The sequence below is a fragment of the Arthrobacter sp. SD76 genome (assembly GCF_049726125.1).
Lineage (GTDB): Bacteria > Actinomycetota > Actinomycetes > Actinomycetales > Micrococcaceae > Arthrobacter > Arthrobacter nitrophenolicus.
This window is the reverse complement of the sequence record NZ_JBNBLR010000001.1, coordinates 686,926-705,098: the sequence shown is the minus strand read 5'-3', so window position 1 is coordinate 705,098 and position 18,173 is coordinate 686,926. Positions and strand designations below refer to the sequence as shown.

The 18,173-nt window shown below is 69.3% G+C and carries 21 protein-coding genes and 3 pseudogenes; 12 read left to right on the top strand and 12 right to left on the bottom strand.

Annotated elements, in window-relative coordinates:
- The first annotated feature begins 2 nt into the window (after nt 1-2).
- The 10 genes and pseudogenes from ACPEE0_RS03430 (at nt 3) to ACPEE0_RS03385 (ending at nt 6,869) form a co-directional block, all read left to right on the top strand.
- Nucleotides 3-683 (top strand): potassium channel family protein, encoded by a 681-nt coding sequence (locus ACPEE0_RS03430; RefSeq protein ID WP_424573897.1) that lies wholly within the window; start codon nt 3-5, stop codon nt 681-683.
- Nucleotides 684-705: 22 nt separating this feature from the next.
- Nucleotides 706-1,455 (top strand): ABC transporter permease, encoded by a 750-nt coding sequence (locus ACPEE0_RS03425; RefSeq protein WP_424573896.1) that lies wholly within the window; start codon nt 706-708, stop codon nt 1,453-1,455.
- Between the two features lie 106 nt (nt 1,456-1,561).
- Nucleotides 1,562-1,891 carry a PadR family transcriptional regulator gene (locus tag ACPEE0_RS03420; protein ID WP_009356581.1) on the top strand — a complete coding sequence of 110 codons (330 nt, stop codon included), beginning with the start codon at nt 1,562-1,564 and terminating at the stop codon, nt 1,889-1,891.
- Nucleotide 1,892: 1 nt separating this feature from the next.
- Nucleotides 1,893-2,264: a DUF1048 domain-containing protein gene (locus ACPEE0_RS03415; protein ID WP_009356582.1), complete on the top strand. Its 372-nt coding sequence runs from the start codon at nt 1,893-1,895 to the stop codon at nt 2,262-2,264.
- Nucleotides 2,265-2,295: 31 nt separating this feature from the next.
- Entirely contained in the window at nt 2,296-3,042 is a 747-nt protein-coding gene (locus ACPEE0_RS03410) for an ABC transporter ATP-binding protein (protein ID WP_424573895.1), read from the top strand.
- Nucleotides 3,039-3,803 (top strand): ABC transporter permease, encoded by a 765-nt coding sequence (locus ACPEE0_RS03405; protein WP_424573894.1) that lies wholly within the window; start codon nt 3,039-3,041, stop codon nt 3,801-3,803. Before ACPEE0_RS03410 ends, ACPEE0_RS03405 begins: the two co-directional genes overlap by 4 nt.
- 119 nt (nt 3,804-3,922) lie before the next feature.
- Complete coding sequence (locus ACPEE0_RS03400) at nt 3,923-4,189, top strand: SHOCT domain-containing protein (protein ID WP_009356585.1); 267 nt, start codon at nt 3,923-3,925, stop codon at nt 4,187-4,189.
- The gene (locus tag ACPEE0_RS03395; RefSeq protein WP_424573893.1) at nt 4,189-5,655 is read left to right on the top strand and encodes a multicopper oxidase family protein; all 1,467 of its coding nucleotides are present in this window, start codon (nt 4,189-4,191) and stop codon (nt 5,653-5,655) included. The genes ACPEE0_RS03400 and ACPEE0_RS03395 overlap by 1 nt, the downstream gene beginning before the upstream one ends.
- A 24-nt stretch (nt 5,656-5,679) precedes the next feature.
- Nucleotides 5,680-6,132, top strand: a pseudogene (locus ACPEE0_RS03390) (FAD-dependent oxidoreductase); the annotation flags it as partial.
- A 323-nt stretch (nt 6,133-6,455) separates the two neighbouring features.
- Nucleotides 6,456-6,869 (top strand): hypothetical protein, encoded by a 414-nt coding sequence (locus tag ACPEE0_RS03385; RefSeq protein WP_424575325.1) that lies wholly within the window; start codon nt 6,456-6,458, stop codon nt 6,867-6,869.
- 28 nt (nt 6,870-6,897) lie between these two features.
- On the opposite strand, the gene ACPEE0_RS03380 is transcribed toward ACPEE0_RS03385, so the two are convergent.
- From ACPEE0_RS03380 to ACPEE0_RS03360, 5 genes are all read right to left on the bottom strand, one after another.
- Entirely contained in the window at nt 6,898-8,217 is a 1,320-nt protein-coding gene (locus tag ACPEE0_RS03380; protein WP_424573892.1) for an erythromycin esterase family protein, read from the bottom strand.
- Nucleotides 8,214-9,572, bottom strand: coding sequence for a phosphoribosyltransferase family protein (locus ACPEE0_RS03375; RefSeq protein ID WP_407709990.1), 1,359 nt, complete (start codon nt 9,570-9,572; stop codon nt 8,214-8,216). Before ACPEE0_RS03375 ends, ACPEE0_RS03380 begins: the two co-directional genes overlap by 4 nt.
- A gap of 12 nt (nt 9,573-9,584) precedes the next feature.
- Nucleotides 9,585-9,923: a CU044_2847 family protein gene (locus tag ACPEE0_RS03370; RefSeq protein WP_407709991.1), complete on the bottom strand. Its 339-nt coding sequence runs from the start codon at nt 9,921-9,923 to the stop codon at nt 9,585-9,587.
- Between the two features lie 17 nt (nt 9,924-9,940).
- Entirely contained in the window at nt 9,941-10,297 is a 357-nt protein-coding gene (locus tag ACPEE0_RS03365; protein WP_424573891.1) for an SPW repeat domain-containing protein, read from the bottom strand.
- Nucleotides 10,298-10,457: 160 nt separating this feature from the next.
- Nucleotides 10,458-11,192: a VIT1/CCC1 transporter family protein gene (locus ACPEE0_RS03360; protein WP_424573890.1), complete on the bottom strand. Its 735-nt coding sequence runs from the start codon at nt 11,190-11,192 to the stop codon at nt 10,458-10,460.
- Nucleotides 11,193-11,540: 348 nt separating this feature from the next.
- On the opposite strand from ACPEE0_RS03360, the gene lepB reads away from it, so the two are divergent.
- The gene (lepB, locus tag ACPEE0_RS03355) at nt 11,541-12,023 is read left to right on the top strand and encodes a signal peptidase I (RefSeq protein WP_009356593.1); all 483 of its coding nucleotides are present in this window, start codon (nt 11,541-11,543) and stop codon (nt 12,021-12,023) included.
- On the opposite strand, the gene ACPEE0_RS03350 is transcribed toward lepB, so the two are convergent.
- From ACPEE0_RS03350 to ACPEE0_RS03335, 4 genes are read right to left on the bottom strand one after another with little or no spacing between them, the layout of a single operon-like run.
- Nucleotides 12,020-13,189: a carboxylate-amine ligase gene (locus tag ACPEE0_RS03350; RefSeq protein WP_009356594.1), complete on the bottom strand. Its 1,170-nt coding sequence runs from the start codon at nt 13,187-13,189 to the stop codon at nt 12,020-12,022. The two genes, lepB and ACPEE0_RS03350, sit on opposite strands and share 4 nt — an antisense overlap.
- On the bottom strand, nt 13,170-13,967 hold the full coding sequence (locus ACPEE0_RS03345; RefSeq protein ID WP_235046756.1) for a M20/M25/M40 family metallo-hydrolase: 798 nt from the start codon (nt 13,965-13,967) through the stop codon (nt 13,170-13,172). Before ACPEE0_RS03345 ends, ACPEE0_RS03350 begins: the two co-directional genes overlap by 20 nt.
- Nucleotides 13,900-14,718: a M20/M25/M40 family metallo-hydrolase gene (locus ACPEE0_RS03340; RefSeq protein WP_424573889.1), complete on the bottom strand. Its 819-nt coding sequence runs from the start codon at nt 14,716-14,718 to the stop codon at nt 13,900-13,902. Before ACPEE0_RS03340 ends, ACPEE0_RS03345 begins: the two co-directional genes overlap by 68 nt.
- A gap of 14 nt (nt 14,719-14,732) precedes the next feature.
- A complete protein-coding gene (locus ACPEE0_RS03335; RefSeq protein ID WP_009356595.1) occupies nt 14,733-14,945 on the bottom strand; it encodes a hypothetical protein in 213 nt (70 codons plus the stop codon).
- 300 nt (nt 14,946-15,245) lie between these two features.
- On the opposite strand from ACPEE0_RS03335, the gene ACPEE0_RS03330 reads away from it, so the two are divergent.
- Nucleotides 15,246-15,530, top strand: coding sequence for a DUF1540 domain-containing protein (locus tag ACPEE0_RS03330; protein WP_009356596.1), 285 nt, complete (start codon nt 15,246-15,248; stop codon nt 15,528-15,530).
- 230 nt (nt 15,531-15,760) lie between these two features.
- On the opposite strand, the pseudogene chrA reads toward ACPEE0_RS03330, so the two are convergent.
- From chrA to ACPEE0_RS03315, 3 genes and pseudogenes are all read right to left on the bottom strand, one after another.
- Nucleotides 15,761-16,946: pseudogene (gene chrA / locus ACPEE0_RS03325) on the bottom strand (chromate efflux transporter).
- Between the two features lie 26 nt (nt 16,947-16,972).
- Nucleotides 16,973-17,332: an ArsR/SmtB family transcription factor gene (locus ACPEE0_RS03320; protein ID WP_035751871.1), complete on the bottom strand. Its 360-nt coding sequence runs from the start codon at nt 17,330-17,332 to the stop codon at nt 16,973-16,975.
- Between the two features lie 79 nt (nt 17,333-17,411).
- Nucleotides 17,412-18,151 (bottom strand): annotated as a pseudogene (locus tag ACPEE0_RS03315) (aquaporin).
- Between the last annotated feature and the right edge of the window lie 22 nt (nt 18,152-18,173).

Below are 18,173 nucleotides of genomic sequence, written 5' to 3'. Positions count from 1 at the left end.
ACATGTTTTCCCGGCGAGCCGGACGCGCCGCACAGGCCGACTCCGTGGCAGTGATCGGGCTGGGCCGGTTCGGCGGGTCGCTGGCCCTGGAACTGGAGGCACAGGGCACGGAGGTGCTGGGCATCGACAGCAACGAGGAGATCGTCCAGTCCTACAACGGCCTCCTCACGCACGTGGTCCGCGCCGACTCCACTAAGGAGGCCGTGCTCCGCCAGCTGTCCGTGCACGAATTCGACCGGGTGGTGGTGGGCATCGGCACCGACCTTGAGGCCAGCATCCTGACCACCTCCCGGCTGCTCACGTTCAAGCGTCCGCAGATCTGGGCCAAGGCCATCAGCGAACCGCACGCCGAAATCCTGGCCCAGCTCGGCGTCGAGAACGTGATCCGGCCCGAGCACGACATGGGTAAGCGGGTGGCGCACCTGGTCCGCGGCTCCATCCTGGACTACGTGGAGTTCGAGGACGACTTTGTGATGATCCGCACCCAGCCGCCGCTGGTGGCCCGGGACCGGCCGCTGGGCGTCCTGGGACTGCGCGACCAGTACGGGATCACCATCGTGGCCGTGAAGAGGCCCGCCGGGGCCTGGACGCACACCACTGCGCAGACGGTCCTGTACGACGACGACCAGATCATCGTGCAGGGTCCCAAGAACCTGGCGGAGGGGTTCAGCCAGCACACCTAGGCACCTCCTCTAAGCTGGCAGCATGCGTGACCTTGCCGCCCTGGTGCCCACCCTCGTGGCCCTCGCCATCCTGGTGGCACTCACGGTGGGCATCCTGTGGGCCTCGCGGACGCCGTCGTACGCTGCTCCCGCCGCCGCCATCCTCCGCGGGGCGGCCCAGCTGGCGCTCATCAGCCTGGTCCTGGGCGGCATCATCACCGATCCGCTGTGGGTTGCGGCGGCTCTCCTGGTCATGTTCACCGTGGCCGCGGCGACTGCCACCCGCAGGCTGGGATGGTCGTGGCAGCGGTTCGCCGTGGTGTCCGCCACGATGGCGGCCGGCGTCCTGGTGACCCTCGGCGTGGTGTTCGGCACCGGCGCCATCGAGTTCGCGCCGCGCTACGTCCTGGCCGTTGGCGGCATCGTGATCGGCAACTGCATGACCATCGCCGTCCTAGCGGGCCGCCGGTTCTATGAGGCCGTGCGGGAGCAGTGGGACGAGGTGGAGGGCTGGCTGGCACTCGGCGCAACGCCCGGCCGGGCCACCCTCAGGCAGGCCCGCGAGTCCGTGCACGCGGCACTGATCCCCTCCACGGACCAGACCAAGACCACCGGCCTGGTAACCCTGCCCGGTGCCTTCGTCGGTGCCATCTTCGGCGGCGCCTCGCCCCTTGAAGCCGGCCGGTTCCAGGTGGTGGTGCTGGCGTCCATCCTGGCAGCCGGGTCGCTGACCGCCGTCGCACTGATGCGCTCCCTCCGCGCCGTGAAGGTCCGCCCCGGGGCGCTCACCTAAGTCCTCCCCCGGCCGGTGTTGCGTGGGGGCTGTTGCGGCGGCGGTATTCAGCGTTACTATGTACCAGTAGTTAGTAACACTGAGTAGCCGAAGGTGGCCGATAAAAATGGGCAAGCAGATGACCGAGATGCTGAAGGGCACCCTGGAGGGCATCGTGCTGGCCATCCTGGCCGCGCAACCGGCCTATGGCTACGAAATCACGGCGCGGCTGCGCGAGCAGGGCTTCTCCGACATCGCCGAAGGCACCGTGTACGCGCTGCTGATCAGGATCGAGCAGCGCCGCCTGGTCGATGTGGAAAAGGTCCCGTCCGAGAAGGGCCCGCCGCGCAAGGTCTACTCACTGAACACGCAGGGCAAGCAGGAACTCGAAGAGTTCTGGAGGACATGGAGCTTCCTCGCGGAACGTATTGAACAGCTCCACCACGGAGGAAACTGACATGGCCGCCAAGTGGATTGAAGCACTCACCGGACCGCTCGAGCAGAAGAAGCAGTACAAGCAGGCCAAGGCCCGCATGGATGCGCTGCCCGAGCCCTACCTCACAGCGGCGAACGCCTACAACCGCTACCTCATGTACTACGGCGGCGTCACCGAGGGCGACACGATCGTCCAGATGTTCTCCGACCTCGCCGACCTCTGGGAGCGCGCCGCCGCGGACGGCACGCCCGTTGGCGACATCGTGGGAGACGATCCCGTGGAATTCGCCGAATCGTTCGCCCAGGCCTACGGCGGCAAGCGCTGGATCGACAAGGAACGCACCCGCCTCATCGAGGCAGTTGAGGACGCGAAGAGGAAGGAAGCCAGGCCATGACCGCCGCGCGGGCCCTGGACCCGCCATCCGGGTGCAGGGCATCGAGAAGTCGTTCAAGGACCTGCAGGTGCTGCGCGGCGTTGGTTTCGAGGTGAAAGCCGGGAGCATCTTCGCGCTCCTCGGCTCCAACGGCGCCGGAAAGACCACGCTGGTGCGGATCCTTTCCACGCTGCTCAGGCCCGACGCCGGCACCGCCTCGGTCAACGGGTTCGACGTCGGCACGGAGCCGGCCGGGGTGCGCGGCTCCATCAGCCTGACCGGCCAGTTCGCCGCGGTGGACGAGGTGCTCACCGGGCGGGAGAACCTGGTGCTGGTGGCCAGGCTGCGGCACGTGAAAGACCCCGGCGCGGTGGCTGACAGCCTGCTGGCCCGCTTCGACCTTGCGGAGGCCGGGAACCGCAGGGCGGCCACGTACTCCGGCGGCATGCGGCGCCGGCTGGACATTGCCATGAGCCTGATCGGCGACCCGCCGGTCATCTTCCTCGACGAACCCACCACCGGGCTGGACCCGCAGGCGCGGATCGAGGTGTGGCAGACCATCCGGCAGCTCGCCGACGGGGGCACCACCGTGCTCCTCACCACCCAGTACCTGGACGAGGCGGAACAGCTGGCGGACCGGATCGCCATCCTGCACCAGGGCACCATCATCCAGAACGGCACCCTGGCCGAGCTCAAGCAGCTCCTCCCGCCCGCGAAGGTGGAGTACGTGGAGAAGCAGCCCTCCCTTGAGGACGTCTTCCTCGCCCTCGTCGGTGACACGCGAAAGGAACCACGATGACCATCCACGTCCTTGCCGACACCGGCGTCCTGACCGGCCGCTCCCTGCGCCACATCCTGCGCAGCCCGGACACGATCATCACGACGGCGGTCACCCCCATCGCGCTGATGCTGCTGTTCGTGTACGTGTTTGGCGGCGCGATCAGCACCGGTTCCCCGGACGCGTACGTCAACTACATGCTTCCGGGCATCCTGCTCATCACCATCGCCTCGGGGGTGGCGTACACCGCGTACCGGCTCTTCCTGGACCTGCAGGGCGGGATCTTCGAACGGTTCCAGTCCATGCCGATCGCGCGCTCCAGTGTCCTGTGGGCGCACGTGCTGACCTCGCTGGCGGCCAACCTGGCCTCCGTGGCTGTCGTCGTCGCCGTCGCCCTGGCCATGGGGTTCCGCACCGGAGCCTCCCCCGCCGCCTGGCTCGCCGTCGCCGGGATCCTGGTGCTGTTCACCCTGGCGCTGACCTGGATCGCGGTGCTGGCCGGACTCTCGGCCAAGACCGTGGACGGCGCCAGCGCCTTCAGCTACCCGCTGATCTTCCTGCCGTTCATCAGCTCCGCATTCGTGCCCACGGACTCGATGCCCGGCCCGGTGGCCTGGTTCGCCGAGAACCAGCCGGTCACGTCCATCGTGGACACCATCAGGGCCCTGTTCGCCCAGGAGCCTGTGGGCACCGGGATCTGGATAGCCATGGCCTGGCTCGCCGGCATCCTGGTGGCCGGCTATGCCTTCGCAATCGCCGCCTACCGGCGCAAGGCCGCCTGATACGGGGGCGCCCGCGGTGCCCCCTGGGCTGGCCCCCGCCGGCACAGGACTTCGGACTCTATCTTCCGGCCGGACGGGGCCAAGAATCAGGGTAGGGATGGAGAAGAAAGGCACCGGCCATGATGTGGGGCTACGGACAAGGCATGGGGTGGATGTGGCTGTGGAGCCTCCTTCTGCTCATCGGAATCGCGCTCCTTGTGTGGCTGGTGGTGCTGGTCTCCACCGGAGGAGTCCGCAGCCGCCACGGACAGCCCGGGCAGGACGGCCGGTACTTCCCCGCCGGGCGGGACACTGCACGCCAGATCCTGGATGAGCGCTTCGCCAGGGGTGAACTGACCGCGGACGAGTACCGCGAACGGCTCAGGATACTCAACGAAGGCCGCTAATGCGTCCCCTCAGCCGCCGGCAGGCGCTGTTCCTGGGCGGGCTGGGCGTTGCGGGCACTGCCGCCGGCGGCGTTGGGCTGGCCTGGACTTTGGCCGGCAGGGATGCGCCGGTTCCGGGAAGCAGCCCGGTCCAGCAGAACCAGGAGTCCAGCTCGGCCGGGCAGCTGCAGGTGGAGCTGGAAGCCGCTCCCGCGCTGGTGCAGCTGGCCGGCCGGCAGGTTTCAGCACTGGCCTACAACGGAAGCGTCCCCGGGCCCACACTGCGCGTACGGGCAGCAGACACGTTGAAAATCAGGCTCGTCAACAACCTGGACCAGGTCACCAACCTGCACCTGCACGGCCTCCACGTCTCCCCCGAAGGCAACGCGGACAACGTCTTCGTCCCGGTGGAACCCGGCAGCGCCTTCGACTACGAATACCGGCTCCCCGCGGACCATCCGCCGGGCGTGTACTGGTACCACCCACACCACCACGGCACCGTGGCGGACCAGCTCTTCGCCGGCCTCTGCGGGGCAATCATTGTCGAGGACCCCGTACCCGTCGAAGCAAGCGCTGAACGCATCCTGGTGGTAACGGACACCGCCGTGGATTCCGCCGGCACCATCAGCGCGGTGTCGCCCATGGAACGGATGATGGGCCGCGAGGGCGGACTGGTCCTGGTCAACGGCCAAAGCAATCCGCAATTCACGGCCCGTCCCGGACAACGGGAAAGGTGGCGGATCGTCAACGCCTGCGTGGCCCGCTATCTCCGGCTGCGGCTGGACGGGCAGCAGTTGCAACTCCTGGGCATCGACTTTGGCGGGCCGCAGGATCCGGAGGCAGTGGAAGAGCTGCTGCTGGCACCCGGAAACCGGGCCGACCTCCTGGTGACCGCACAGCCCGGCAACGCCGTCCTGCGCGCCTACCGGTACAACCGGGGCAGCATGCCCGGCATGATGGGTCCCGGATTCGGCCAGCGCGCTCCGCAGGAGGTGCCGGACAGCATCGCCCTGGCCACGCTCCAGGTGTCCGGGGAGCCAGCTGCCCCGCCAGCTGCCGCCGTCGCACCGCAGGGGCTCGGTGACCTGCGGCAATCCGTGGTGGCCGCCCACCGCCAGCTCACCATGGCCATGGGCATGGGAATGGGCATGGGCGGCGGCATGGGGGGTTTCACCATCAACGGCAGGGAGTTTGATGCAGCCAGGACAGACACGGTGGTCACTGCCGGGAGCGTGGAGGAATGGACCATCGTCAACGCAAGCCCCATGGACCACCCCTTCCACCTGCACGTCTGGCCCATGCAGGTCATTGAGGAGGGCGGGCGCGACCCCGGAACACCCCGCTGGCGGGACGTGGTGAACGTTCCGGCCAACGGGCGCGTGAAGGTCAGGGTGGCTTTCGAGGATTTCCGCGGCCGCTCCGTGTATCACTGCCACATCCTTGACCACGAGGACCTCGGCATGATGGGCGTGATCGACGTACGCTAGGGCCTGCGAGGGGGTCCAGCCGGCATGAAAGCAATTGTCGTTGGGGCTGGCATAGCCGGCCTGGTCACAGCCCGGCAGCTGGGGCTAGCCGGCTGGGACGTGGCGCTGCTGGAAAAATCGGATGGTCCGCGTCCCGACGGCTACATGATGGATTTCTTCGGCCCGGGCGTGGACGCGGCGGAGCGGATCGGCCTCTACCCGCGGCTCGCTGCGGCGGCGTACCGCCCTGACGCGGTGGAGTATGTGGACACGAGGGGACGCCGCACCTGCAGCCTGGACTACGGGCAGTTTTCCCGCCTGGCCGGCGGCAACGTCCTGAGCCTCCTTCGCCCGGACATGGAGCGGGCAGCACTGGCTGCCCTGGCGGACGTCCCCGCCGGAAGGGTGCGGATCCGTTACCGGGCGAGGCTGGCCGGGGCATGGAATGACGACGACGGCGGCGTCCGTGCCGCCGTCGTCGGCCCCACCGGCGAGGTGCTCACCGGGGACGTACTGGTGGGTGCCGACGGCATCCATTCCGAAGTCCGCGCCCGTATCTTCGGCCCCGAACGTAACTACCTGCGCCCCCTGGGCATGCGCGCGGCGGCGTTCATTGCCGAGGACCCGAAGCTGGCCAGCCGGTTCCGGAACCGGTTCGTCCTGACGGACAGCATCGGCCGGATGGCCGGGATCTACAGCCTCCGGACCGGCGAGGTGGCTGCCTTCATGGTCTACCGGGACGCCGGGGAACGGGCTCCGGCCCGGGCTCCCCGGATGCACGCGATCGGCTCTGCGAGGAATTCGCCGGCCTTGGCGTCACTGTGGACCGCCTGCTCGAGCTCTGCCCTGAATATCCCTACGACGACGTGGTTGCACAGACCATCATGCCGGTGTGGCACAGGGGCGCCACGGTCCTGGTCGGTGACGCCGGCGGGGCGGTCTCGCTCCTCGCCGGGCAGGGCGGTTCACTCGCTATTGCCGGCGGTGCATTGCTCGGGGACCTGCTCGGCCCCGCCTCCTCGCCGGATGGTGTCAGCGCAGCCCTCGGCGTGTTTGAAGAGCGGTGGCGGCCGCAGGTGGAGGCGGCCCAAAAGGCGGGGCGCCGTGCGGCGCGGTCGTTCCTCCCGGCGAACCGGGTCCAGCGCCTGGCCCGCCGGTGGGTCATCCGCGCAACCCATCTGCCCGGCGTCGACCGGCTCGTGGCCCGGCAAATCCTGGGCCAGACCGTGAAGTGACTGCGGGCCTTGGCCGGGACAGGAGCCGCTAGAACCCGGTGGGCTCGGTTTCCAGTTCCGGCTCGCTGGGCCGGTGTTCGTGGTGGAGCGGGCGCAGCGCGGTTGTCTTTGGGAACCAGATCAGCGCGTCGTACCTCTGTCCCATGACGGTGGGCACGTAGTTTCCCCGCTCCCGTTGCGGGTTGTACACCACCCCGATGGCCCGGTGCCCCCGCCAGTTGGACAGCCAGGGCCCGGACCGGTGCGAACCGAAGACCAGCGTTGCCGGCCCTCCCAGCGCTTGGTTGAGCAGCTCCTCGTGGCTTCCGTGCACCGCTTCCGGGACGTCCATGGCCTGCTCCGGTGACCCCCATTCGCGAGCGGCTGTGACGGTCCCCGTGAACGAGGAGAAGCCGACCAGGACAGAAGAACCCGGATGCCGCTCACGCACCAGCTGGCCGACGTTGAGCATGCCGTCGTCGGCCATGTCGGTGGCTCGGGCATCGCCAACATGGGTGTTGTGCGCCCAGACCAACCCCTTGGAATCAGGGCCGTGGTGGCGGGCGAGCCGGTCGATGGTGTCGCTCATGTGGTAGTCGCGGATGTTCCAGGACTGGCGGTCGCCGCGGACCATGGTCCGGTAGTAGCGTTCGGCGTTGGCGGCCACGACGGCGTTCTGTACGGCGTCGAATGCAGAGGGATCTTCATGCAACCGCCCCAGGGTCCGCCGGTGCACCTCAGCGAGGAGCGCCACCACGTCCGCCTCGCAGGACTGCGGCACCAGGCGGTTGCTCCAGGCGTACCGCTGCGGGTCCTCGCGGAAGGGCATGAAGCATTGCCAGGCCCGCAGTGCCGCGGGCAGCGAGTCGGCGGCGTTCGCGTCCAGCCAGTTGAAGATTTCGCGGAGGGAATCCCACAGGGAGTAGACATCGAGCCCGTAGAAGCCCGTGCGCCGGTGCCCGGGCAGGTTGAGGTTCCATTCGCGGAGCCAGGTGAGGAAGCCAGCCACCTCGTGGTTGGCCCACATCCACGTGGGCCAGCGCTCGAAGCCTGCCAGCAACTGGCGGGCGTCGAGCTCCTGGTCCGCTTCCCCGCGGACCCAGCGGTTGATGCGCCAGCAGTCCGGCCAGTCGCCCTCCACCCCGATCCAGGTGAACCCGTGTTCCTCGATGAGCCTGCGGCTGAGCAGGGCCCGCCAGCGGTAGTACTCGCGGGTGCCGTGGGACGCTTCGCCGAGGCACACGAACCGGGCGGACGCGGACAGGCTGACCAGCCCGTCCAAATCGCCGATGCCAGTCAACGGCCGCGCCAGGGCTTGGATTTCCGCCAGCTCCGGTCCCCTGCCCGAATCCTCGTGGACGGCGTTCATCGCTGCACCTCCCGCGCAACATTCGTTTCCCGTGACGGGAGCAGGTACTGGCTGAACCATCCGGCAGCCAGCTCGGCCGCCTTGGCCAGTGTTCCGGGCTCCTCGAAAAGATGCGTCGCCCCCGGAACGATCTCCAGCCGGGTGGTGGCCCGCATCAGGGACTGGGCCTCGCGGTTGAGGGCAAGCACCTGGGGATCGGCTCCGCCGACAATCAGCAGGGTGGGGGCCCGCACGGCGGCGAGCCGTGCGCCGGCAAGGTCGGGACGCCCGCCCCTGGACACCACTGCCGCTATGTTGGCGTCCAGTTCGGCGGCTGCCCAGAGCGCCGCGCCGGCTCCCGTGCTCGCCCCGAAGTAGCCGATCCGGCCGCGCCAGCCGTCCTGCCGTGATTCCACCCAGCGGGTGGCGGACCCCAGCCGGCGTGCCAGCAGGGCAATATCGAACACATTGCTCCGGTCCACTTCCTCGGCCGGGGTGAGCAGGTCAATCAGCAGCGTGCCCAGCCCGGCATCATGGAGGACTGACGCCACGAACCGGTTGCGCGGACTGTGCCGGCTGCTTCCGCTGCCATGGGCGAAAATGACCATGCCTTCACACCCGGGAGGCCGGTACAGGTTGCCGGGCAGCCGCACTGCTCCGGCCGGGATCTCCACCTCTTCCTCCGCTCCTTCACCCTGCAGAATGCCCTCCTCGGCGGCGGTTTCGCGGATCAGCCGCAGGCGGCGTTCGGCGTCGTTGAGCAGCCGGACCACTTCGTCGTCCTCCGTGGCCGAGAAATCGTAGTAGTAGTAGCCCACCGCCTGGAAGTTCCGCGGCGTGGCCAGGCAGACGACGTCGTCCGCCTCCTTCAGCGACGGGATGGCACGCGCCGGGGCCACGGGGACGGCCAGGACCACCCGGGCCGCCCCGAGCTGCCGGGCAATGTGGCACGCAACCCGGGCGGTGGAGCCGGTGGCGATGCCGTCGTCCACCACCACGGCGGTGCGGCCGCGCAGGTCCGTGGGCGGGCGCCCCTGCCGGTAGCGGGCCGTGCGGTCCTCCAGCACCTGGCGTTCATTCTTTTCGACGGCGGCCAGGTCCTCTTCCGTGACGCGGGCCAGGGAGCGGACACGTTCATCCAGGACCCGGGCACCGCCCTCGCCGATGGCACCCATGGCCACTTCCGGCTGGAACGGAACGCCCAGTTTCCGGACCATAATCACATCCAGCGGGGCGTCGAGGGCTTTGGCCACCTCGAACGCCACCGGAACTCCGCCGCGGGGCAGGCCCAGCACCACCACGTCCCGGCCCCGCAGGCCGGCCAGCCGCTGCCCAAGCCGCCGGCCGGCGTCGGCCCTGTCCAGGAACTCGAACATCGCATGGTCCTCTCAGGGGGTCTCTTCCCCGTGCACGGGAGCCGCCTCCGGAGTCCACCACATGCGGAGGACAAAGTGGGCGTCGGCAGTGCTTTTGGCAATCATCGCCCCGGCGTCCCCGGCAAGTTTCACGCCGAATTCGATCTCCACCTGCTCAGGGGTGAGTTCCGCCATGGCCTCCAGCGCGGCATGGGCGGCAGGGCGGACACTGGCGAGCGCATCTTCCAGGCGCCGGCCCACATCCAGGATTCCCTGTTCGTTGCGGGCCGGGTGGTCCACGCCGTAGCTGTTGTCGTCAGCCTCGACGAGGATGGTCCCGGACCCGACTTCATACCGCAGCACTTCAGTCATGGCGGATCACCTTCCTGCTAGTGCGACATGCGCATGTTGTGATGGACCTCAATGCTGGGCCGGATGGCAACCGCAGTGACCACCAGGGCCACAGCCCCTGCGATCCATGACGTCCAGGCTGCCCCCGTTGCGGAGGTGTAGGACCCCAGCCACGGCGAGAGGACCAGGACGGCGGCCAGGACGGCCTGCACGTACTCCATTGCCGGGGTTCCGGGCATGGCCAGGTTGATGATGCCGCTGACCGCCAGGAGCGCGCCAAGCACGAGCATCAGGGTGGTGGACATGCCTTCCTGCCGTGTGAACAGGACCGCGGCGGCGGTGAAGAGTCCGGCGGCGACGGCCACGTAGTCCTGCCACCGATACCACTTTTTCACTGATTTTCCTTTCTGTTCGGGACGGGGAAAGCCTGATGCTGTCCCCGCCCCGCGGGCGCTGGGCCCGCAATTCCAGTCAACTCCTGGGCGGCACCGCCATCTAGGGCAGAAAGACCCGGCTTACGGAGGGATGCTGGATGCCAAGTTCCGCGGGCCGGGGTCAGAGCTGCTGGCCGATGAGGGAACCGATGCCAAAGGTGATGGCGGTCGCGGCAACTCCGCCGGCGACGGTGCGCAGGGCAGCCCGCTTCCACGGGGCACGGCCCAGCCGCGCGGCGAGCGATCCCGTGATCGCCAGGGCAATCACGACGGATCCCATGGTGACCGGCACGGCGATGGGCCGCGGAGAGGACAGGATGGTGATCAACGGGATGAGGGCGCCGAGGACAAAGGAAGCGGTTGATGACCATGCTGCATGCCAGGGGCTGGTCAGCCGGCCGGGTTCGATCCCCAGTTCGTACCGGGCGTGCGCCGTCAGGGCACCCTGGGCCATCAGTTGCTCCGCCACCTGGCGGGCGAGGGGCGGGTCAATACCCTGGGCGGAGAACAGCTCGGCCAGGTGCGAGGTCTCGTAGGCGGGATCGGTGTCAAGCTCCCGCTGTTCGTGCGCCAGTTCGGCCTTCTGGGAGTCCCGCTGGCTGGAAACCGACAGGTACTCCCCCACCCCCATGGAAAGCGCGCCGGCGATCACTGCCGCCACGCCCGCCGCCACCAGGGCGCTGGTATCCACGGCGGCTCCGGCCACCCCCACCACCATCCCGGCAGTAGAGACGATCCCGTCATTGGCGCCCATCACCGAGGCCCGCAGCCAGTTCAGCCGGGAGGCTATGGCTGCGCTCTGGGACTTCCCGCCCGCACCTGCGTCCGCTGGATCCTGCTTCCTGGAGATCCACATGATGTTCCTCCCTGCCAGGGCCGCGCGGTGGCGGCACCGGACCCTCCCATGGCACCATGCCCGTTCCCCGAAATCCACACCCTGGGGTCCCCAGCCGCGCGGACTGCTCCGCACAGAAGCCCGGACTCCGGGCTCCTGAAAAAGGCGCAGCGGTTATGGACCTGCCCGGCCCTCCGGCGCACACTGATAGTGCCGGGCCGCCCAAGGGCAACCGCGGGGCCGGCGGCACGGTCCGGCGCCGCGCCCGGACGCGTCCCCGAGGAGCATCATCACCACCATGAGCACGCCGGGCACGGAGGTTCCGGGCACGGGCACTGACGGGCACGGGCACTGACAGGCGCCCCGGCCATGAACCCCGACCTGCTCGCGGCGGCTGCGGCGCTGCCGGCCGCCGTCGTCGCAGGTTTTGCTGTCCGCCGCTGGCTGCTATTCGTGACGGTGGTGGACTCGGTGTCCATGGCACCCGCGCTGAACCCCGGCCAGCGCGTGCTCACCCGTCGCCTCCGGAACCCGGCCCGCATCCGCCGCGGAGACATCGTGGTGGTCTCCTCGCCGGAACTGGGCCGGACCGTGGTCAAGCGCGTCCTGGGGCTGCCCGGGGAGCGGGTGGTGATCGAACCCGCCGGCAGCATCCGCCTCAACGGAAGCCCGGTGCCCGAACCCTACGTGGCATACCCCGGCGGCCCGGGCGGGACGTTCCAGGTCCCGCCGGGACATGTGCTGCTGCTCGGGGACAACCGCGCCTGCTCCACCGACAGCCGGCACTGGAACCAGCCATACGTCCCTTTGGCCGCCGTCCGTGGAACAGTCATGCACCGCAGGGTTCCCTAGCCGCCGCCCGCCGCGACGCCCACCGTGCAGTTGGCGGCGTCCTCCACCACATCCTCGAGGTCGCCGGTGCGGTGCATGACCTCCAGCTGCCGGATGGCGCCGGTGCCCACATGCAGCAGGTTGTCCGTCAGCTCCTCCACGCGCTGCAGGTCCCCGCTGTCCTCCAGCGCCGGGCGGATAAAGTTCAGCAGGGAATTGACGACGGCGAGCGCGGGCCCCGGCCTGCTGGTCACCGGATCCAGGAGTTCCCCGCGCAGTCCCCAGCGGCTGGCCTTCCATCCCGCCAGCCGCAGCAGCGCCGTCGGCACCGGGACGGGCTCGACGCCGTCCCGCCACTCCCGCGCAGCCGTTTCCACCAGCCCCCGGGCGATCCCGGCGAGCAGCACAGTATTCTCCGGCCGCAGGCAGACATCGGCGAGCCGGACCTCCACCGTGGGGTAGTGCCGCGAGAGCCTGGCATCGAAGTAGACCATCCCCTCGTCCATCGCGACGCCGGTGGCCACCATGTCGTGTACCAGCTGGTAGTAGGCGTCCGGTGTCCCCAGGATTTCCAGCGGCCCGGCGGACGGCCAGCGGTTCCACACCTGCGACCGGTAGCTGGCGTAGCCGGTGTCCTCCCCGTGCCAGAACGGCGAGTTGGCACTGAGCGCGGTCAGCACCGGCAGCCAGTTCCGGATCCGGTCCAGGACCGCCACGCCCTCCTCCGGCGATTCGATTGCCACATGGATGTGGCAGCCGCAGGTGAGCTGTTCCCGCGCTGTCAGCCCGTACTCCTCCGCCATGGCCGCGAAGCGCCGCAGCTTCACCGGATGCGGGTCGCAGGGCAGCGGGGACGTTCCGAGTGCGGCTACCCGCACCCCCACGTCCTCCCCCGCCTGGTGCGCAATGGCCCGCCCGGCCACGATGTCCGCCTCAAGCGCGGCCATGGTGGAATGCGGCGGCGTGACCACCTCGATCATCTCCTGCTGGAATTCGGCTGTGAGCACCGGGCCGGCACTGGACTCGAACGGCCGCACATACAGGTCCAGGAGCGCCCCCGCCATGGGCACGGCGTCGCCGCTGCCCGGATCCACCAGGAGGAGTTCCTCCTCGATGCCGAAGGTCCTGACGTTCCCACCGCTGCCTGTACCCGCGCCGCCGGTGCCGTCACTCGGGAATGTGTCCATCGCCGTCGTCCTTTGCTCGTTGCATCCTTGCAAGCTCGTCCCAGAAGCAGGCCAGCGTCACGGCGCCGTTCTCGAGGACGTCCAGGCTGGCGCTTTCGTCGCTGTCATGCCAGTGGTCCTCCACAAGCCCGGTGCCGAAGAACAGCACCGGGGCGCGGAGCACGCGGGCCAGCAGCTCCGCCGGTCCGCCGCCCGCGTTGCCCATCCGGCCGACCGCGCCGGCACGGAAGCCCCGCGCCATGGCCCGTTCCAGCGCTGAAACGGCGGGGTGGTCCGGGGTGCGGTACGGCTCCTGGGCCGTGTCCAGGTCCACCGTCAGCCGGTGGTGGAAGGCGCCGCTGATGGTTGCATCCACCCACTGCTGCAGCAGGTCCGCCAACTTCTCCACCCGCTGGCCCGGGACAGTGCGGAACGTCAGGTCAGCGGCGGCAACAGCCGGCACCGCGCCGCGGGAGACTTCGCCGGGATCGCCGGCCACGAGGGCCGTGACCTCGACGGCGGGCCGCAGCCACAGCCGCTCCAGCACCGTGTATCCCTCCTCGCCGGTGATGGCGCCGGTTTCGGACCGGCTGAGCCAGTCCTCGTCGGTGTAGGGAAGGTCCGCGATGGCCTGCCGCAGGTCCCCGGGGAGCGGCTCGACGTCGTCGTAGAACCCCGGGATCGCAATCCGGCCGTCCTCGCCATGCAGCCGGGCCAGGAGCCGACTCAGTTCAAACACCGGGTTGGGGGCGTTGCCGGAAACGGCGCCGCTGTGGACGTCGCGCTCCGGGCCGAACACCTCCAGGTCCGCCTTGAGGATCCCGCGCAGGCCAACGCACAGGGCCGAGTGGTCTTCGCGCCACAGCTGGGTATCGGAGAAAAGGACGACGTCGGCCCGGAGCCTTTCCGCCTGCTCCTCCAGGAGCGCGGCCAGGTGGGGAGCTTGCCTCCTCCTCGCCCTCGACGAGGAACTTCAGGTTGACGGCGGGCGTTGGGCCGGCCTGGGGGGACGTGGAGTGGGAGGGCGTTTCGGTTTTGGCCGCCGTAAGTGAGCGGGCGTTGGGGGTTTGACCGCCGGAAGTGGGAGGGCGTTGGTGGAGATGGGCGCGGATCCCCTCGAGGTGTGCCAGGACCTGGCCCTTGGCGTCCGAACTGCCCCGGCCGTACAGCCTGCCCTCGCGCACCACCGGCTGGAACGGTGCCGTTTGGTTCCAGTTCTCCGGCTTGACGGCGCGGACGTCGTGATGGCTGTAGACCAGGACGGTAGGCGCACCGGAGGCAGCGCACCATTCCGCATAAACCGCGTGCGACTCCCCCGTGGGCTGCACCTCGACAACAGGGAAGCCGATGTCCCGGAACGCGGCGGCCAGCCAGTTGGCCGAGCGGAGCAGGTCCTTCGCGTGCCCGGGTTCCCCCACTATTCCCGGGACCTGTACCCACTCGGCCAACTGACGCTTCAGGTCCCCCCTGCGGGAGCGGGCATAGGCGTGCAGGTCCGGGCCGCCGTCGTCCGTTGGGGCAGCGGCGGCAGGGCTGTCCTGCCTCTCCATGCAGGCTCCTCAGGTCAGGTGCGCGGCTGGGCCGGATTGGTGGGGACCCCCTGCGACGGCGGGTTGACCGGCGGACCGGGCACCGACGTGGGCTGCGGTGCGGCCGGGGCTCCGGTGGCAGCTTCCGGGCTGGGTACCTGCGGCCCGCCCGGTTCCGCGCCGCCCTGCAGGTCCTTGTGTTCAGGGACGCTGTGCCCGGGGACTTTGTGCTCGGGAATACGCTTCATCTGCTCTTCTCCCTATCTCCTCGTTACCCGTATGCGGCCCGACTGCCGGCCCCAGGCGGCGGACGGAACTGCTGACGGACTCTGCTTGCCGCCGAAGAGAACAACATAATAAGCACCCTTATTAATCTGCCGAAAGGGTCAGCCGCCCCCTGTTTCCGCGGCAGGAGGCCCTGCGCGGGCCGGATGCGTCCGGAAGGGGAATTAGCGAACACTATTGGGTCTTTTTGATTGGTTCTGACGGGCTTACGGTGGACCCACGAGGGCCGCCTATCCGGGGCGGCCGGCCAAGGAGGACTTTCCATGACAACGCACGTCGCGGACTGCAGCGTAACGAACTGTTCCTTTAACGACCACACCAACTGCAACGCGGCCGCCATCACCGTGGGCGGCGCCGAAAACCACGCACACTGCGCCACGTTCATTGAAACCGGAATGCACGGCGGCCTGCCCAAGGTCCTGGCCGACGTCGGAGCCTGCCAGCGCAGCGAATGCGTCCACAACGACCACCTGATGTGCAAGGCGCCTGAGGTGCACGTGGGTCCGGGCCGTGACAACGCCGACTGCCTGACGTACTCGCACGCATAGCCCGCACATCTGAAGGATCCGGAGCACCCGGGACGGCAACGCCCCCGGGTGCTCCGTTATGTCCGGGCCCGGCACCTCACCGCCGCACCGGCACGCGCTGCCTTGCCGCCGTCGTACGCGCTGAACCGCTGGCGCTACCGAAATTCCGTGCCGCTGCGCAGGCTCCCTGGCGCTGCCCAAATATCAGGCGCGTCAGGTCACGTGCGGGTCGCGGGCGAATATGCGCGTCATCAGAAGGGGGAGAGAGCCAGCAGCACTCCCCCTGCGGCGCCCACGAGCACCACCAGCCACGGCGGCGCCTTCCACGCGATAAGCAGGACGAAGCAGACCAGGGCCAGGCAGAACGGGCCGGCACCGGTGATGGCCGTGGTGAACACCGGGTTGTAGAGGGCTGCAGCAGGATCCCCACCACTGCCGCGTTCGCGCCGCGCATCAGCGCCTGCGCCTGCGGCCGGGTCCGGAACCTGTCCCAGAAGGGAAGCACGCCGACAAGGAGGAGGAAGCCCGGCAGGAAGATTCCGGCCAGCGCGACGGCGGCACCCGCCACGCCGCCCGGTCCGGCCCCGGACAGGGTCCCCAGGTAGGCAGCGAACGTGAACAGCGGACCCGGGACGGCCTGCGCAGCGCCATATCCTGCCAGGAACTGCTCCGGGGTGACCCAGCCGGGGGTGACCACGCCGGCCTGGAGCAGGGGCAGGACCACGTGCCCGCCGCCGAACACCAGCGCACCTGCACGGTAAAACGCGTCAAAGAGGGCGAGGCCGGCCGATCCGGCGGCCAGGGACAGCAGCGGCAGCCCGGCCAGCAGCACCAGGAACAGGACCAGGCACACGGCGCCGGCCGCCCTGCTCACCGGGAAGCGCATGGCACCCGTCACGACGCCGGTGCCGGCCCGGCAGAAAAACAGGCCCGCCAGCGCACCGACGCCGATCGCCAGCACCTGCCCCAGCGGACCCGCCAGCAGGATCACGGCCAAGGCAGCCACCACCGCAATCGACGCCCGTTCCCGGTCCGGCGTCAGGGCCTTCGCCATCCCCCAGACAGCCTGCGCCACGATGGCCACAGCCACGATTTTCAGCCCGTCAAGGATTCCCGAACCGAGCACGCCCTGGAAGAGGGAGGCGCCTGCGGCGAACGCCACCAGCAGCGCGGCCGACGGCAGCGTGAAAGCAAGGAACGCGGCGAGGGCGCCGAGCGGCCCGGCCCGGTGCAGCCCCAGGCCGATCCCACCTGGCTGGACGCGGGGCCGGGGAGGAACTGGCAGAGGGCCACAAGATCGGCGTATTCCTTGTCATCCACCCACCGGCGGCGTTCCACCAGCTCGTCCCGGAAGTAGCCCAGGTGCGCGATGGGTCCGCCGAAAGACGTAAAACCCAGCTTCAGGAAGACCCGGAAAACCTCCCCCGCCGAGCCCACCGAGCCGCGTGCGGTAACCGTTTCCGTCACAGGTCCGCCACGAGCCCGGCAACCCGCTCCAGCGCGCCCGGAACCACCGAGTAGTAGGCCCACGTGCCCCGCTTTTCGCGGTGCAGCAGTCCGGCGTCCACCAGGATCTTCAAATGGTGCGAGACAGTCGGCTGGCCCAGGCTGAGCGGTTCCGTCAGGTCGCAGACGCAGCGCTCCCCCGCCTCGCCGGCCTTCACCAGCGAGAGCAGCCGCACGCGGTTGGGGTCCGCGAGCGCTTTGAAAACCAGCGCGGCTTGCTTGGCCTCCTCCGCTCCGAGGGCTGCACCCGCGGGCGGCGGGCAGCAGGAAGGATCCGTCTCAGTGACGGACGAGGTCAATGGCAGCACAGCGGTCATGGACACCATTATGCCGCCATATCGACATTCATCAATATGGCGGCATAACGGTTTTGGGGCTGGAACCGGATACGGGGGGTTACGTATCTGCCGGTTCCTCGCGGTGGGGGATCACCACGTTGTCTGCCGCCTGGCCGGCGGCGGGAAAAAGGGCCAGGAGGAGTCCGAGTCCGACGGCGGCGCCCGCCAGTTGCGCCAGCACGAACCCGGGCACCGAGCCGGGTGCGATGCCCGCGAAGGTGTCGCTGAAGATCCGGCCCACGGTGACGGCCGGGTTGGCGAAGGCGGTGGAGGAGGTGAACCAGTAGGCGGCGCCGATGTACGCGCCCACGGCCGGGGCGGCCAACACTCCCCGCGAGGTCCGGGCCAGGGCGAAGATCAGCAGGATGAGCCCGGCGGTGGCCACCACCTCACCCAGGACGTGGCCGCCGGTGAGGCGGTCCTTGGCGGAGATGGAGGTCCCGACGTCGAACATTGCGTTGGCCAGGACGCTTCCCCCGACAGCCCCGGCCACCTGGGCGGCAACGTATGCGCCGACTTCCGGCAGCGTCAGGCCGGTGCCGCTGCGCCGGCCGAGCGCCCAGTCGGCCAGGGACACCACAGGGTTGAAGTGCGCGCCGCTGACCGGCCCCAGCACCAGGATGAGCACCGTCAGGCCCAGAACCGTGGCGGTGCTGTTCTGGAGCAGCTGCAGGCCGACGTCGTTGGGGAAAGCTGCTGGGCGGCGATCCCGGAGCCGACAACGACGGCCACCAGCAGGCCGGTGCCAAGCAGCTCGGCTAGGGCGCGGCGCCAGAGGGGAGGCTGGGAAATATGCATGCAACCAGCTTGACCCACCCGG